This is a genomic window from Bacillus sp. NEAU-Y102 (assembly GCF_054788175.1).
In genome coordinates, this window is the sequence record NZ_JBTWFK010000001.1 from 210,511 (window position 1) to 227,376 (window position 16,866).

General features: G+C 35.0%; 17 protein-coding genes and 2 riboswitches. Of the genes, 4 read left to right on the top strand and 13 right to left on the bottom strand.

Annotated elements, in window-relative coordinates; genetic code table 11:
- Positions 1-7: 7 nt before the first annotated feature.
- Entirely contained in the window at positions 8-397 is a 390-nt protein-coding gene (locus ACYFX0_RS01020; protein ID WP_000271475.1) for an SWIM zinc finger family protein, read from the bottom strand.
- 263 nt (positions 398-660) lie between these two features.
- Positions 661-918, bottom strand: coding sequence for a hypothetical protein (locus ACYFX0_RS01025; protein WP_000171476.1), 258 nt, complete (start codon positions 916-918; stop codon positions 661-663).
- A 100-nt stretch (positions 919-1,018) separates the two neighbouring features.
- A riboswitch (SAM riboswitch) is annotated at positions 1,019-1,117 on the bottom strand.
- Between the two features lie 131 nt (positions 1,118-1,248).
- On the opposite strand from ACYFX0_RS01025, the gene ACYFX0_RS01030 reads away from it, so the two are divergent.
- Complete coding sequence (locus tag ACYFX0_RS01030; protein WP_000554032.1) at positions 1,249-1,440, top strand: hypothetical protein; 192 nt, start codon at positions 1,249-1,251, stop codon at positions 1,438-1,440.
- 30 nt (positions 1,441-1,470) lie between these two features.
- On the opposite strand, the gene ACYFX0_RS01035 is transcribed toward ACYFX0_RS01030, so the two are convergent.
- The 7 genes from ACYFX0_RS01035 to rraA all read right to left on the bottom strand — a co-directional run bounded on the left by ACYFX0_RS01035 (position 1,471) and on the right by rraA (position 9,160).
- Positions 1,471-2,193 carry a YwiC-like family protein gene (locus tag ACYFX0_RS01035; protein WP_000779977.1) on the bottom strand — a complete coding sequence of 241 codons (723 nt, stop codon included), beginning with the start codon at positions 2,191-2,193 and terminating at the stop codon, positions 1,471-1,473.
- Between the two features lie 182 nt (positions 2,194-2,375).
- A complete protein-coding gene (locus tag ACYFX0_RS01040) occupies positions 2,376-3,077 on the bottom strand; it encodes an ECF transporter S component (protein WP_000044907.1) in 702 nt (233 codons plus the stop codon).
- Positions 3,050-4,711: an ABC transporter ATP-binding protein gene (locus tag ACYFX0_RS01045; RefSeq protein WP_460269689.1), complete on the bottom strand. Its 1,662-nt coding sequence runs from the start codon at positions 4,709-4,711 to the stop codon at positions 3,050-3,052. The genes ACYFX0_RS01040 and ACYFX0_RS01045 overlap by 28 nt, the downstream gene beginning before the upstream one ends.
- Positions 4,684-5,562, bottom strand: coding sequence for an energy-coupling factor transporter transmembrane component T (locus ACYFX0_RS01050; RefSeq protein ID WP_016077455.1), 879 nt, complete (start codon positions 5,560-5,562; stop codon positions 4,684-4,686). Before ACYFX0_RS01050 ends, ACYFX0_RS01045 begins: the two co-directional genes overlap by 28 nt.
- A 22-nt stretch (positions 5,563-5,584) precedes the next feature.
- Complete coding sequence (locus ACYFX0_RS01055) at positions 5,585-6,421, bottom strand: DUF4430 domain-containing protein (RefSeq protein WP_016077454.1); 837 nt, start codon at positions 6,419-6,421, stop codon at positions 5,585-5,587.
- 57 nt (positions 6,422-6,478) lie between these two features.
- Entirely contained in the window at positions 6,479-8,341 is a 1,863-nt protein-coding gene (locus ACYFX0_RS01060; RefSeq protein WP_106103373.1) for a DUF4430 domain-containing protein, read from the bottom strand.
- 339 nt (positions 8,342-8,680) lie between these two features.
- On the bottom strand, positions 8,681-9,160 hold the full coding sequence (gene rraA / locus ACYFX0_RS01065; RefSeq protein ID WP_000266045.1) for a ribonuclease E activity regulator RraA: 480 nt from the start codon (positions 9,158-9,160) through the stop codon (positions 8,681-8,683).
- Positions 9,161-9,359: 199 nt separating this feature from the next.
- On the opposite strand from rraA, the gene ACYFX0_RS01070 reads away from it, so the two are divergent.
- Positions 9,360-10,790 (top strand): YfcC family protein, encoded by a 1,431-nt coding sequence (locus ACYFX0_RS01070; protein ID WP_001166977.1) that lies wholly within the window; start codon positions 9,360-9,362, stop codon positions 10,788-10,790.
- Between the two features lie 146 nt (positions 10,791-10,936).
- Here ACYFX0_RS01070 and ACYFX0_RS01075 read toward each other — a convergent pair whose 3' ends face one another.
- From ACYFX0_RS01075 to ybaK, 4 genes are all read right to left on the bottom strand, one after another.
- Entirely contained in the window at positions 10,937-11,764 is an 828-nt protein-coding gene (locus ACYFX0_RS01075) for an endonuclease I family protein (protein WP_000672181.1), read from the bottom strand.
- Positions 11,765-12,263: 499 nt separating this feature from the next.
- A complete protein-coding gene (locus ACYFX0_RS01080) occupies positions 12,264-12,620 on the bottom strand; it encodes a hypothetical protein (RefSeq protein WP_001229421.1) in 357 nt (118 codons plus the stop codon).
- Between the two features lie 211 nt (positions 12,621-12,831).
- On the bottom strand, positions 12,832-13,710 hold the full coding sequence (locus ACYFX0_RS01085; protein WP_106082296.1) for a 5'-methylthioadenosine/S-adenosylhomocysteine nucleosidase: 879 nt from the start codon (positions 13,708-13,710) through the stop codon (positions 12,832-12,834).
- A gap of 180 nt (positions 13,711-13,890) precedes the next feature.
- Positions 13,891-13,994, bottom strand: a riboswitch (purine riboswitch).
- 240 nt (positions 13,995-14,234) lie between these two features.
- Positions 14,235-14,711: a Cys-tRNA(Pro) deacylase gene (gene ybaK, locus ACYFX0_RS01090; protein ID WP_000710860.1), complete on the bottom strand. Its 477-nt coding sequence runs from the start codon at positions 14,709-14,711 to the stop codon at positions 14,235-14,237.
- A 340-nt stretch (positions 14,712-15,051) separates the two neighbouring features.
- Between ybaK and ACYFX0_RS01095 the strand changes: the two genes are divergently transcribed.
- A complete protein-coding gene (locus ACYFX0_RS01095; RefSeq protein ID WP_000425329.1) occupies positions 15,052-16,329 on the top strand; it encodes a histidine--tRNA ligase in 1,278 nt (425 codons plus the stop codon).
- A 162-nt stretch (positions 16,330-16,491) separates the two neighbouring features.
- A complete protein-coding gene (locus ACYFX0_RS01100; protein WP_000860703.1) occupies positions 16,492-16,803 on the top strand; it encodes a hypothetical protein in 312 nt (103 codons plus the stop codon).
- The last annotated feature ends 63 nt before the right edge of the window (positions 16,804-16,866 follow it).

The following is a 16,866-nucleotide window of genomic DNA, read 5'->3' on the forward strand; positions in this document are numbered from 1 at the left end:
CTATAAGTTAAAGTTTCCCCTTCTTTAACAACTTCTCTACAATTTGCACGTTTTTCGAACTTTGTAATAAACGGTTTAATACAGTAAGTAACTCTTCCTTTTCTAAATCTTTCAGTTTCTCTTTAACTGCACTCTCACCAGTGCCTTGAATATCATAAACAACTGCCGCCATATGTTTACAATAATTTTCATAGGGACACTCACAGTTACTTTCTGAAAAATCTTTGAGGTCGATAACGACTTCATAATTTCCTGCATTACCATTCACAAAAGCAAATACTTTATTATCATGTACTTCAACATCTTCTACATGTCCATCTTCATAATATTCATATCCTCTATCAATAATATATTTCGGAATATGCCTATATAGTTCTTTTATTAAATAAGCATACATAACAACACCTCTTCCTTTAATTCCCTTTTGACTTCCACAACCCCTGCATGTTATTCTAATAACTGTCAAATAGCAAGTCTATATGACAAAATGACTGACACCTATTCGGCGAAGGTGTCTCTTTTCATTTGCAGCCGATATGAATTGCCTCTTTCAGGCACATTCAATTTTTGACACTACACACTCAACACCATTCCCTGTATCAGGCTGCTTTAGCAGTCTTTTACTCTACATACTCCGTTATTTTAAGAAAAAAAGAGAGCTTAGCTCCCTTTTCTCGCCTTATACAATACCCCTTTTTCAGCATAGAGATATTCATCAGCTAATGTAATTTTCCCATCCAGTTTTAGTTCGTCTAATAATCTTGATAAATAAAATTGATGCAACATCTTTTTCGTGAATTTTCCTTCATGATGCGAAACGATATGTTCTTGAATATCTAATAATGATATCGGCTTATCTTGCTCTATCATATATTCATAAACTGTACTACGCAGTTTTACGTATTTTTCGAGTGTCACAGTAATGCGCAACCCCTTTCTTCTTAATATAAATTTTCGTAATCGGTTTTTTTGCAATAAAAAAACCTCTCCGATAAGAAGAAGTTACGTATATATCTTCGTCTTATCTCCCAGAACAAATATGTTCTGCTGGAATTAGCACCTGCATCGCGGTTGCTGGGTTTCATCGGGCCAGTCCCTCCACCTCTCTGGATAAGAAAATATTCACTTAATTCTTACTATACGTAATTCCACTTTAATTGTCAAACAAATATAATAAATATAACAAATTATATTTTCTTCCTTACTGTTCATACTACCCATATACGAACATGCAAGGAGGATTATGAAATGCATCAAAATGCTCGCGGATATGTACAAGATTCTTTTCAATCATTACAAGAAGCTAAAAATTGTTTAGAAGAAGCGCTCGAAACAGTTGAAAAAGATTTTAATCGCGCTCGTATTGAACAATCACTTTATGCTGTTGAACAAGCTATTCAACGTTGCGAGTACACCGTTCACATTTTAGAAAAAGATTAAAAACTTCCCATCTATTGATGGGAAGTTTTTTCAAATGGCATACTTCATAATTATTGCCGTTATGATTAAAAAATATACAGAATTAGCAATTTCTAAAATTCCTACTTTTATAATAGAAATTTTTTTGCCATACAACACAATTGCTCGAATGACACTTGGTATAAAAATAAGAGAACACCACGGATTAATCGCAAATACAATTATCGTTAATAAGATATGATATCCCCAAGATATAAGACGATACTTCGGGTTATTTTTTTCACGAATCATCGTTTTCACATAGAACGTACTACCTAAAAAGTATAAAAATGAAATAAGTGCAATGAATAAAGCTGTATGATCGATTTGCTTCATTGAAAAGTAATAACTAATTAACCCACCGATACAAAACACAATGATTGCACAAATATCATTTAATAGTGCTCTTTCATTTTTTTGACGGGCGTAATACATATTCACTATAAATAATGGAATCATTACTATTAAGAATAAAAGAATTCGCCACTCATATAATAAAGAAATCATCCCAAATAGGAACGCAATGCTGAAATAAACAATGGCAGCTTGTAAAAACTCTTTTTTTCGTCTTTGCTTTATGTACGTAAGAAATGGATACGTGGCTAAATAGATAAAAAACCACGCTAAAAACAATGGAATATGATAAATAGTAGGTTTCCCAAGTATGACACTTAATAAAAAAGGAATAACAAGCATGGCCCATGCACCATGTTGCTTCGGAATAACTAACTTCATTAACTATACACCTCACTTTTGAAAAAAGTTCTCACCTACCATTATACAAATAATTTTATATAATAACGGATGCATATTAAATCAATTTTTTGACAAAAAAATGCTCCTTACAATATGTAAGAAGCATGAAAGAGGCAAACGAATATGTAAGTCGCGACCCTACCTTATATGAGTATGCTTTTCTATGTCACGTTATGCTCATCTAATATACCGTATTTCTTTTTAAATCTTGTAAGAATCGTAATCCATGAAGTACTAAATAGTAATAAGAAAATAACATTCGAAATCGCATGGCTCAAATCAAAGTAAAAACTTGCGATATAATACGAAATGACAGTTTCCCACGTTGCTTCTCGTATAAAACCGAGAAGGCCCCAGAAATTCATAATCCAGCCAAATAAAAAGCCAACAATTACTCCGTAAAGAAGTCTTCCCCATAGCTTTTTCATAAAAAATGTATTACGAAGTAGACCTGCTATAAAACCAATCATGCCCCATGAAAACATTTGCCACGGTGTCCATGGACCTTGTCCTAAAAAAATATTGGATACGATTGCTGCTGTAGCACCAATCATAAAACCAGTTTCACTTCCAAATACAATTGCAGAAACGATAATGACAAAAGAAGTTGGTTGTACACTTGGTAAAATAGAAAATGGCACCCGGCTTACTGCTGCAATTGCCGCTAATACAGCAACGAGAACAATTTCACGTGAAACAAACGCCTTTCTTTCAAAACGGATATAGAAAGGTAACATAATAACTGCTAATATAAACAAACTACTTAACATGTAATAACCGTCCATGACAAGTGTCGTAAGAAGTAATGTGCCGATTATTACTGCAAAGATACATATTATGAATGCAACATATCGTTTGGACACGCTTCGTACACATCCTCCCACGTTAATGCATATGGCAATTCTTTTCGAATGAATCGATTAATAGATGTTGTATAAAAGAAGTTGCCGCTAAAAAATTCTTTCGGTGCATCATTCATAATGACTGTTCCATCAAATAACATCATACATTGATCAACGTATTTCGCTGCAAATTCAATGTCATGCGTCGCCATTACAATTGTTGTTCCTTCTTTTTGCAGCTTCCTAAATAGTTCTCCTACTCTTTCTTTCTTCCATGGATCTAACCCCTTTGTCGGTTCATCAAGTAATAATAAAGTCGGCTTTGATAATAACGTCGTACATAACGCAAGTAATTGTTGCTCTCCTCCGCTACAATCGTGCGGATGGCGTTCTTTAAGCGAATACAACCAAAACTGTTTTAGCGTATCTTCTGCTATTTCTTTTCCTTGTTCTCCGTATAATTCACGTGCACGTTCATACACTTCTTCCCACACTGTATCAAATGTAAAATGATAATATGGATGCTGCGATACATACCCAATACTTTTAAATCGTTCTTTCGAATCAATTTTATGTATCACTTTCCCATTCCACTTTACTTTCCCTCTTCTCGCTTTTTGCAATCCCGCTAAAATCGTTAACAGTGTAGACTTACCTGTACCGTTCTTCCCAACGAGCGCTACCCATTTTCCTTTTTCAATCGAAACTGATAAATCACGTAAAATAAGCGGACTATTTTTTTCATATTGGAACGAAATATGCTCTGCGCTTAAAATTACCTCTTGCTTTTCACTTTGTGCTATTGGCTCATTTACATATGATATCGCTGTAAAATCATTCATTTTCATTTGCGCCTCTCGCACTGTAAACGGAATATCTCTCACATTCCACTCTAAAAATAGCCTTGGAATTTGCGGAATAAATGGATGGAATGTTTCTACTCCCCACATATCCGTAATAACCATTTTAGGACTACCATCATACATAATACGGCCATTATCCATACAAACAACGCGTGTTGCAAGCGGGATAACTTCATCTAAACGATGTTCACTTAAAATAATCGTAATTCCAAGTTCTTCATTAATCCGTTTTAATAATCCTAAAAACTCTTTTGCAGCGATTGGATCTAACTGCGCTGTCGGTTCATCTAATAATAGCAATTTCGGCTGCATAACTAATACCGCAGCTAAATTGACAAGCTGCTTCTGCCCACCAGATAACGTATGAACAGATTGATGCAATAAATCTTGAAATCCTAAAAAGCTAATAAGCTCTGCTATTCTTTTTTGAATAATATGTGATGGTAATCCGATATTTTCTAAAGAAAATGCTAATTCTTGAATCACTGTATCCATAACAATCTGGTTTTCTGGGTTTTGAAATACCATCCCAATTTCTTGGGCAGATAACAAATCAGCTACTTCCTCTATTAAAACATCCTCATAAAATATCTCTCCAGAACGCGTACCAATTGGAAGTAACTCCTTTTTAAAATGTTTTAATAACGTCGTCTTCCCAGATCCCGATTCTCCAGCAAGTGCAATAAACTCACCTTTTTGAACAGAAAGAGAAATATGCTGTAACGCTTTTTCATTTTCATCAGCATATACAAATGATAAATTGTTTATTTCTGCATGCGCCACCATAACCATTCCCTTCCTTCCATTATAATTGGTAAACTAATAAACATCGTAAATACGATAAACATCATCCCATCGTATTGCTGAAATAAAATAGATTCGACTTTCGGATAAATGATTAACTTTCCTCCGCCATACGTACTACATATGATAGCAATTATAAATAGAATACTTAAATAACTGAGCGTATACCAATCTCGTTTTTCCATTCTATAGCGAATATATGTCGTACGTTTCGTTACACCAAATCCACGAGCTTGCATAGAATCTGCCGTTTGCAGTGCATCTTCCAATGAACAAATTAATAATACTTGCAGCAATTGCATACCATTTTTGACGCGTTCAATTATCGAACCTGAATCTACCTGCACACCTTTCGTCTTTTGAATGAGTGTGATTTTCTTTAATCGCCTTATAAACAAAGGAACAAATCTCACTGTAATCATCGTTAACAATGCAACTTTCGGTGAAATTCTTGAAAACAGATATAAAAATTTATGACTGGAAATAATATCATTGTATGACGCAAACGTAAACATAACTGCAACTAGTAATAACCCCATTACTATTCCAAACATAATCGCCTCAAGCTTAATACGGCTATCACCTAACCAAAATAATGTCGTTCGGCCTCTATGCGTTAATAACGAATTAAATAAAATGACCATAAAAAAGAAAATAATTGTGCTTGGTAACATCTTTCTTATCTTTTCGCTATTCCCTTGCATCACATTTAAAATAACAATTAATAGTATTGCTCCAATTAAAAAAAGAGGATGAAGACACATCATACATAGTATCATCACCCCGATATAATAGAAAAAATTCACAAAAGGATGTAAAGAAGAAAAACTTATTTTCATAGCCCTTTACCGAATGCCTTTCTTATTGTAATACGTATACCCACTCAATTGTATCTCCTGGTTTTACCGTAGCTACACCAGCACTATGGTTTGGAAAAGCACCGTTCACACGATATTTCCATCCACTAGTATCCGCAATATCTTTTTCATATAAATCATTAATACCTTTTACATAAATACTATCTCTAGATCCGCTTGCATCAACATCTAATCCTGTACGTTGTAATACTTTATACACTGTATCGCCTTCTTGTACATCCATCTTTTTCGCACCCATTATATATCCGTTATTTCCTTTTACCGAGATTGTTACTTGTTTTGCTTTAGGTACTGGTGGTACTGGTGGTGGCACTGGGTTTGGTGGTGGTACCGGTGTTGGTGGAGCTGGTACACTATTGTTCTCTTCTGACTTTTTCTTTTGCTCCTGCTTCGGTGTTTCTTTCGGCTGATTCACAACCTTTGCTTCTTCTTTTACTTCTGGTGCTTTCGGTTGTTGTTTCTCTTCTTGTGCTTGTTGCTGCTCTGGTTGCTTATTTACAGCCGGCTGTTCTTTCGGTTGTTCCTGTTGTTTCTCTTCTTTCTTTACCTCTGGTTGTGCCTGCGGCTTTTCCTCTTTCGGCTTCTCTTCTACTTTTTGTTCTTGTTTCTCTTTCTGCTCTTCTTGCTGCTTTTGCTCTGATTCAGCTTGCTTTTCTTCTGTTTTTTCTTCCGGCTTCGCTTCATCTTTTTGTTCTTCTTGTTTCGCTACCTCTTCTTGCTTCGGTTCTACCTTCTTCTCAGGCTTTACAGCTGCCTCTTCACATCCGGCAAGTAGCCCGAGCGAAAGCAGTAAAGAAATGAACCATTTCACCTTACTCATCCTATCTCTCACCTTTCATACGAAAATTAGGAGCAAATAATTGCTCCTAATTTTTTGTTAAGCTGCTTTACGTCTCCATAATACATATGCAGAAGCAATACATAATACACCCATACCTACTTCTGTTGCTGCACTATGAGAAGATGCTCCTGTTTTTGGTAGACTGTTACCGTTTCCGATTTTTTTATTCTTAACCGGTTCGTTATCTACAACTACTTTTAGATTTTCATCTTTTGTTTCTTGTTGTACTTGGTTTTGTTCTTTCGGTTCTTCAGTAACTTCTTTTTCTACTACATTATTTTCTGGTTCAACGACCTTTTCTGGCTCTTCAATCGGTTTTGGCTTAATTACATCACCAGCGTCTACATTAGACCAATCATAAATAGATTTTCCCATTTCCTTAAATTGAAGTAATGCTAAAAGAGCCTGTTCTGTAGCCATTCCGTTACCATTTTGATCACTTGGTAACCATTTAAATTCACCATTTGAAAGTTGATATGATAATAGGTTTTGCATTGCCTTATGAAGACGATTTTGATCTACATCTTTAACAAGTGATAATCCAATAATTGCTTGCGCAGTACTATTTGAATTTTCTTGTCCATCAGCTGAAAAACCGCCATTTTGCAGCTGTTCGTTATATAAATACGCAACAGCTTTTTGTATAGCTGGTTTCACATCTGATCGCTCTTGATAAGGAGCTAATGCTGATAAAACCATACCTGTTACATCAACGCTACTAGCACTATCTTTACTACCTGAACTATTATAAGTCCATCCACCGTCTGTATGCTGATTATTTAACAGTGCTTCCACTAGAGCAACTCTGTTCCATTTTGATTCAACTGGAATCTCATACTTCTTCGTATCAAATGCAAGTAAAGCAAATGCATAACCTGTAACAGAATTCACTTTATCTGACTCATACAATTTTTGAACTAAATTATGTCCACCTACATTTTTAGGGTCTGCACTCATTGCATTCATCATAATAATTGTTCTAGCTAAATCTGTCGCTGAAAAACGGTTAATACGCTTTTCTACTTTTTCAGTTACTGACTTAACATAATTTAATTTTGCCTCAATTGGCACATTCTTTCCAGAACGAGAAAGCGCTACAGCTACCCAATCACTTTCAATTCCATCTTGTAACATCTTGTCTGATGTTTTAGAAATGGCTTCATTTAATTGTGCACTTGGAACTTGAATGTTCTCTTGCTTTGGTTGTTCTGTTTTTTTATCATCTTGACCTTCTGGTTTTGGCTCGACTGTCGGTTTACCATTTTCATCTTCCGGTTTTGGCTCGACTGTCGGTTTACCATTTTCACCTTCCGGTTTTGGCTCGACTGTCGGCTTACCATTTTCATCTTCCGGTTTTGGCTCGACTGTCGGTTTACCACTTTCACCTTCTGGTTTTGGCTCGACTGTCGGTTTACCATTTTCGCCTTCTGGTTTTGGTTCTTCTGTTTTACAAGTCCCGAACTTATCTAACGTTTCTTTCAATGTTTCCTGGCTCATATTGCTCCAGTCTGAAACAAAGCGAAAGACAACAACATCTCCAGATTTTAATTTATAACTATCTGCTCCGACTTCTGCAGACTTATCATTTACATCATACAGCCAAGCACTTGTAGCCCCAGCCATTAAACCATCGATTCCTTTTACATATGTTCCAAACGACATCGTTTCAGATTCTACTTTGTCCCCCATGACCTTTTGCAGCAAACTTAAAGCTGTTTCCCCATCTTTAATTTGCTCTTCTTTCGGACATAACATAATGCCTTTTTGTGATTCCCCAATAATTGCAAGTTTTGCTGTATTTCCTTCAGCAAACGTAATATGTACTGTATTCGCAAAAGAAACAAATACAAGTGTCACTGCCATTAAAGACGTAAGCAGCCATTTTTTCAACATTGCCATCCCAAAATTTCCTCCCTTACTACCATCTACACAAAAAAAGGCCCTTCAAGGGCGTGCGATTGACACTCTCTTTTTGTAAGTGTCGAACAAAAATGTACAACACCTCCTACCCGCATTATTCGCGGCTATATTTGTATAGGAAAAATAATTTTGTTTATGAACGTATCATTGTGATAACATTCACTTTTCTTGGCACAACTTACTTCCATTTAAGTTATCGTAAAACGATAAACCTATACATTCTGTAAATTTTAAATTTCTGTATTATTTTACTATTGACAAAGAATTTTGTCCACGCTTTATCGGATTTATTTTCTAAGAATAATAACTTGTTAACTCTTAACTATGTAAACTCTTTTCACTAATAATGACGCCATCTTCATCCGCATAGACATATTCATTTGGATTCCAATCCACTTTTCCAAAGTGCAATGAAATATTTCGTTCTCCTTTTCCTTCTTTCACACTTCTATTTGGCATCGTTCCTAACGCTAAAATACCAATATTAATATTCTTTAGTTCACTAGAATCACGAACATACCCATTCACAATAATTCCTGCTAACTTTCTTTCTTCCGCAATAGCTGCCAAATTATCACCGAGTAACGCACAATTAGTAGACGCTCCGCCATCAACAACTAATACTGTTCCTTCTGGTAATGTTTGCAATCCTTCCTGCACTAGTACATTATCATCTTTCACTTTTACAGTTGCAATTTTCCCGTGGAATTGTTCTTTCTTCCCAAAAGATCGAAAAGACTGACGACATATTTGTAATTCCTTTTCAAATTCATCACATAGATCCGTAGTTTTCCACATCTTATTCCCTCTTTTCCTTTTTCTTTCTACATAACATATTCTTGGCTTATTTTCGTTTCCCTGTCTAACATTGCAATAATTTGTATGTACGGGAAAGGATACAAAAACTATTGCCTTAAGAAGCCACCTTTATTATAATCTATTTCACAGATTAAATTCAGAATATTAAAAATTAACCAAGTGAAGAAGGAGGGATTTTATGCAAATACAAACTGAGGCAAAAAAACAACCTAGTAAACAAAAGTTTAAAATGCCTGATGCTTACGTACTACTATTTTTTATTGCCTTACTTTGCGCCATTGCTACGTATTTCGTTCCTGCTGGAGAATTTAAAAGGGTTACAAACGGGACCGTTACAACAACAATACCAGGTAGCTACCATTCTGTTCCGCAATCACCCGTAGGATTTGTTTCTTTTTTTACCGCTATTGAAAAAGGAATGACCCTTGCTGCTCCTATTATCTTTCTAATTTTATTTACAGGTGGAGCCATTGCAATTCTTGAAAAAACAGGTGCCCTTGACGGTTTAATCTATCATGTTATTAACAAATTTCGTAATCAGCAATTACTTTTCATTTGTATCGTTGCTGCACTTTTTTCTATTCTTGGAACGACTGGCATTATCGTTAATTCAGTTATCGGTTTTATCCCCATCGGCATCATCGTTGCACGCACATTGAAATGGGACGCTATCGTCGGTGTAGCAATTATTTATTTAGGTACTTATGCTGGCTTTAATGCTACTATTTTATCTCCCTCACCTTTAGGCATTTCACAAAAGATTGCAGAACTTCCGATGTTTTCCGGAATTGGTTTACGCACCGCAATCTATATATCTTTTTTACTTGCCACTATCCTTTATATAAATTGGTATGTAAAGCGCTTGAAAAAATCGAATAAAGGAAGCATTCTTGGCGATAACTGGTTTCCAAGTAACGCTCTTTCAAGCGAAAAAGAAACAGAGAAAAAAGAAGTCCCTTGGACTATACGTCATAAATTAATTTTACTCGTTTCAGCTTTATCATTAATTGCATTTTTAATAGGCGCTTTTCGTCTACATTGGACGGACGCAGAAATGACCGCTACTTTTATTTTCATAGCAATTACAGCCGGAATAATAGGTGGCATGAAAGCAAACGATATCGCTTCTACTTTTCTAGCGGGCTGCCAAAATCTCATATATGGTGCTTTAATCGTTGGAATGGCTCGTTGTATTTCAGTCATTTTAGAACAAGGAAAATTGCTTGATACAATTGTTAACCAACTCGCACAAGCTCTCGAAGGACAAAGCCCTGTATTTGGTGTTATCGGTATGTACGTAAGTAGTGCCGCATTACATTTCCTTATTTCATCCGGGACAGGAGAATCGGTTATTTTTATTCCGATATTAGCTCCATTAGCTGATTTCATGCACATTACACGCCAAGTTACAGTACAGGCTGTTATGCTTGGAGAAGGTGTAGTCAACTGCTTAAATCCAACTTCCGGTGTTTTAATGGGCGTTCTCGCAGCAAGCGGCATTTCTTACGGCAAATGGATTCGATTCATGGCTCCACTTGCATTCATTTGGTTTATCATTGGACTTGTTTTTCTTATTATTGGGGTGAATATTGAGTGGGGACCGTACTAAAATACCCATATATACTTAACTTGATAAAATATCTATCCTATTCTCCTCTTCAATCCTATAAAAATCATTTATTCTAGTAAACATATAAGAAGGGATTGATCATAATGATCAATCCCTTTTATCAAAATATAATACCTTTAAAAATCTTAGTTCCAAATTTTATTTACCCATTCAGGATGATCAATAAAAGGATTGCGGTTATGTTGATATTTTGTAAAAATCACTTCATTACGCTTTCGCTCTAAATCATCGACCGGGTCTTGTTCATTCCATTTTAATAAAACAGATAGTTTCCCCATGTATGCATCTTTATTGTTATTCACTTTTTCATTTAGTTCTAAATCTATTTCGCCGTTGTCCCCCTCGTAACGAACAGCCATATAAAACAGCATTCTAGCAATATCTCCTTTTACACTATCACGAGGTTCCCAAGAATCACTATCATATTTACATTCTGTCGCTTCAGAATGATTTACACCACCGTTATCAAAATCCAGATTTCCACGTGAACTATTTACAGATACATCCGTCGCTCTTAAATGATGTAGATCTGTTCCAGGTCCTGCAGTCGTTCCAAAGTCACCGTGAGATTTTGCCCAAACATGCTCTCGGTTCCAGTTATTTACTCCTGATCCATTCGTAAGCTTCCCTTGCGAACGACCAGTATATAAGAGTAACACATTATTTTTATTATTTGGATCTTCATCAGTATCTCTTAGTGCTTCCCAAACCGCACTGTATGATAACTTTGTATGATTATCAATAATATTATGCAGTTCCTTCTTTAATTCTAACCCCGTTTTTCCTATTGCGTTATTATAATATGTATCGTCATAACTTTTTACAATAATCTCTTGTGCTGATGCAGGAGCTACTTCACCGTGTATAGTATCTGTGAATGATAGCGATGCAGAACCTAAAATAAAAAATGAAGATAGTGTAATCATAGCAATCTTTGTATTTCGAAACTTCATATACCCATTCCCCTTTAAAATATAATTTGAAGCTATTCACTAAAAAGTGCTTTCTAACCCCCGAAACCTTTTAGAAATCCATACCCCTTTTCTGTTTATTTAATACACGACTCTATCCAGTCTGTATCACTTCTAAACTTTTTGTTTATTCACATTCCAAACAATTTCACTTTTTACATGGAATATCCTTCTCTTATAAAGATTATTAAAATATTCTTTACAATTAAAAAGTAGTTTAATATTAACTTATAAATTTAAATTTATTTATGCAATAATGCATATTTGATAAATACTTTAAAAAACAGTTTGAATAAAAAGCATTCAAAGAAAACCATGCCACAAAACAGATACAATCTAAGACAGAAATAATAAAAATCAAGATGATAGCTCGACTTTTCCCTTTTCTATAACTGTCTTTATTTTTGTGTAAAACCTTTCTTTCTCTGAATAATACGTACAAAAATAGATTGGATACCATGTAGGCACCAATCTATTTTAATTAAAGAAACTGTGTCAATTCTGAGTTCACAACACGTTGTGCAGTAATGATAACACTGTCAGCTGTTAGTCCATAAACACTATATAGTCCACCAGGTTGATTAGGAACAATTTGAACTTCATATTCAAATGCTTGTCCAAAAGCAGGATGAACTAAACTTAGAGTTGCAAAAGTAGAAGCATTAGAATTCACATTGAAGTTTACCTGTTCAATTAATACTAATGAACCGTCAAGTCTAAAAACTCTAGCTACTCCAGTAAGTGGGCCCGCAGTACGGTTAAGGATCTTTACCCTAACTCTATTTGCATTAGCAGGTTGATTTCCTACGTTTTCAATTGGTCCTGTAGTAAGTGCCATATAACATTACCCCCATTATATTATTATGATATTCAACGGTATATATTGACGTTATAGTTTAATTACCCAATTTATTTTAAATAAAAAAGCTTGTTTCTTATATTTTCTATAAGAAACAAGCTTTTTTTTTCAACTACCATTCCTAAGACAAGTTTATCCGTCTCGAAAACATTTACAGTTACTTGACGTTTATGCTGGAGCAGAACTACTACTATTTACTTTGCATTGAATCTATATATTTTTTAACTACTTCATATACATATTCTTGATTTGCGGCTGCTGTATTTGGGTTATATTTCCCGCCGTTTGTTTTATTATTAGATAATACTCGAATCCCTAAAAATGGGACATCATAAGCTTTCGCGATTTGAGCTGCAGCAGCTCCTTCCATTTCTTCTACAGATGTACCGTATTTTGTATGGAACCACTTAATTCTATCTACTTCATTATTCCAAAGGTCTGCTGAGCCTATAGTACCTTCAACCACTTTACCTTTTGTATATTTATCTTTTACCGCATTAGCTGCTGCAAGTAAATCCTTATCTCCTTCGTAGTATCGGATTTTCTCAGCATTTGGATCTTCTCCTGCACTTCCTTCAGAAGCCATTAAGTCCATAGATATCCATTTTTTCGGCTCAATTCCTTGATTCTCATCCATATTTGTTGTTTTTAATGAACCTATATTTGCAACTTGTTTTCCTAATACAATATCAAATACATTTAAATTTGGATCATGTCCACCTGATGTTCCTTGGTTAATAATTGCTGTAGGTTTATATTTTTCAATAGCCACCGCTGTAGCAGCTGCTGTATTCTCCATTCCTTTACCTGTTTTCGCAACGATTACAGGATAATTGTCGACAGTTCCTTTATAAAATACAAAAGTTCCAGACTTTTCTTCTTTCACATTTTTTAGCCTTTTCGCAAACTTTTCTGCTTCTATCGGCATTGGCCCTTGAATTAAGATAGGTTTTTGATTGCTTTTTTCCTCAACTTGTTTCGGACTCGCATTACATCCCGCAAGTATCGAGAATGACAATGCAACAGTAGTTACTAGGGCAGCACATTTTTTCAACGTATTCTTCTTCATAAATAATCTCTCCTCTTTCTCTTGTTGTGTTTTCTATACTCGATGCTTTTGGTCCAAACAAAAAAGTTCTAGAAATTGTAGAAGAATCTCTACTTTCTAGAACTACGGTAGTCAAAGTTAATTGAGCAAAAGATAAAACAAATGCCAAATTATAGATCGGTAGCGCTCATTAGCATAGAACGGCCGAATACTTTAACCCGTAGTCCAGTTCTTTCATTGGGAACTAGGTAGAAACGCTCGGACCATATTACCGAGTATATACGAGTGATGTTATTCAAAATTATTATATGGATAATATAACAAACTATTAGTGTGCGCGCAATTAAAACATGAACATTTTTCGTTAAGTTTTTAAAAATGTTCGTTTTTAAAGATAAATCCGATAAAAAAATAACCTTCCCAAATAACTTACATCGTAAAAAAATTATATACTAAACTAGTTTATCCTACAGCAATCGTTAATGAAAATCTTCCTAAAATAAAAAGAAGTCCCATAAAACTAGAACTTCTTTTTATATGTATATTTACTTCGTTACCTCTCCAAACTGCGCTCTCGTCACTTTCGCCAAGTCATCCACTTTCAGCTCAATTTGTATACCAATCTTCCCGCCACTTACGATCATCGTTTCAAGTGATTGGGCGCTTTCATCGATACATGTAGAAAATAACTTCTTCATTCCGACTGGTGAACAACCACCGCGAATGTATCCTGACACTTTCGTAATATCTTTTACAGGAATCATTTCAATCTTCTTTTCACTTACTGCTTTTGCGGCAGCTTTTAAATTTAATTCCTCATCTACTGGGATGATAAACACATGATAATTTTTACTATTCCCTTGAGCGATTAACGTTTTATATACTTCTCTCACTTCTCGTCCAATTTTCTCGGCTACTGATACGCCATCAATTTTCCCATCGTCTGGATCATATGACATCATCGAATATTCGATCTTTTCTTTATCTAATATTCGCATCGCATTTGTTTTATCTTTTTTCATAACGTTCTCCTTAAAAGGTTATTTCATATTATTAAGTTTTATTATACACCCTTTTCCATTTCTCCTACATAACTTCACGTATATTTCAAAACTAAAAATATTGATAATTCAAAAATCATCTGATATAATTTGGAAAAACTTACGTTAAGGAGAGATTTGCAATGCGAAATTTTAATACTTCTTTCCAACTTCATCATCATACGTAACGCCGTGTATCCGAAGAAAAATTTTTCTTCGTGGGTACAGGGCTTTTCCTGTTGACCCACGAAGCGTTCATAAAGCTATGTGGGTATTTTTATACCTGCATAGCTTTTTTTAATTAAAAAAAGGAGTGATTACAATGGAAATGAAAAATGTAAAAGGAACGAAAGACTATTTACCAGAGGAGCAAGTGCTGCGAAATAAAATTAAAAGAACTTGCGAAGATACATTTGAACGATACGGATGCAAACCGTTAGAGACACCAATGTTAAATATGTATGAGCTTATGTCTTACAAGTACGGTGGTGGCGATGAAATATTAAAAGAAATATATACACTTCAGGATCAAGGAAAACGTGACCTTGCCTTACGATACGATTTAACTATTCCATTCGCAAAAGTCGTGGCAATGAATCCGAACATCCGCCTTCCGTTTAAACGTTATGAAATTGGGAAAGTATTTCGAGATGGGCCAATTAAACAAGGAAGATTTCGTGAATTTATACAATGCGACGTTGATATAGTCGGTGTAGAATCAGTCATGGCTGAAGCGGAACTCATGAGCATGGCGTTTGAGCTGTTCCGAACATTAAACTTAGAGATAACGATCCAATATAATAACCGAAAACTGTTAAATGGTATTCTTCAGGCCATTAACATCCCTACTGAATTAACAAGTGACGTCATTTTATCATTAGACAAAATCGAAAAGATTGGGATTGATGGTGTACGAAAAGATGTATTAGAGCGCGGAATTTCTGAAGAAATGGCTGATACAATATGTAATACTGTATTATCTTGTCTAAAGCTTTCAATTGATGACTTTAAAGACGCTTTCAATACTCCAATCGTTGCCGATGGAGTAAACGAATTGCAACAATTACAGCAATATTTAATCGCTCTTGGAATAAATGAAAATGCTATATTCAATCCGTTTTTAGCGCGAGGACTTACAATGTACACAGGCACCGTATATGAAATCTTTTTAAAAGATGGATCGATTACATCTAGCATCGGTAGCGGCGGTCGATACGATAATATTATTGGGGCATTCCGTGGCGATAATATTAGCTATCCAACAGTCGGTATTTCATTCGGTTTAGACGTTATTTATACAGCACTCTCACAGAAAGAAACGATATCATCTACAGCGGATGTATTTATCATCCCACTCGGGACAGAATTACAATGCTTACAAATTGCCCAGCAATTACGTTCTACCACTTCCTTAAAAGTCGAACTCGAACTAGCAGGACGCAAATTAAAACGTGCTCTTAATTATGCCAATAAAGAGAATATCCCTTACGTGCTTATTATTGGTGAAGAAGAACTTAGTACAGAAACCGTTATGCTGCGGAATATGAAGGAAGGTAGTGAGGTGAAGGTTCCCCTTTCTTCTTTAAGTAGTTATTTATAATACGAACCACCCTCGTTTGGGTGGTTTTTCTATTTTATAGATAAGGAAACAATTAGTTAACATAAAATAATTATATTATACTAAAAACCACAAGTGTTTAATATCCAATCACCTATCTTTTTTGGTAATATATAGATATTAATTATTTTAGGAGGATTTACTTTGAAAACTTACATACAAGCACTAAAGTGGCCTACAGGGATCTATCATCTTTTATTACTTCCTTGCTATTATATATTTCCAAGTCTTGTTAACCTAGATGGGATACCTTTACTACTATTGATTGCTTTACATATCACTACTATTTTATTAGCTAAAAAAGCAGGCATGAATACGTACGCTCATTATATAGGTATTATCGTTACTCTAGTTGCCTTCTTTCCTTATATAGAAATCCTTCTACATATGATAGCAGCCATTTTTCTTTTATTAGATGCTGTTTCTATGAATGCAAAAGAAGTGTATGATTCATAGATGGATAAAATGAAACTTTAATCCATAGAGTTTTGAGATAGGTTGGCAAAAAGGATTTACTTT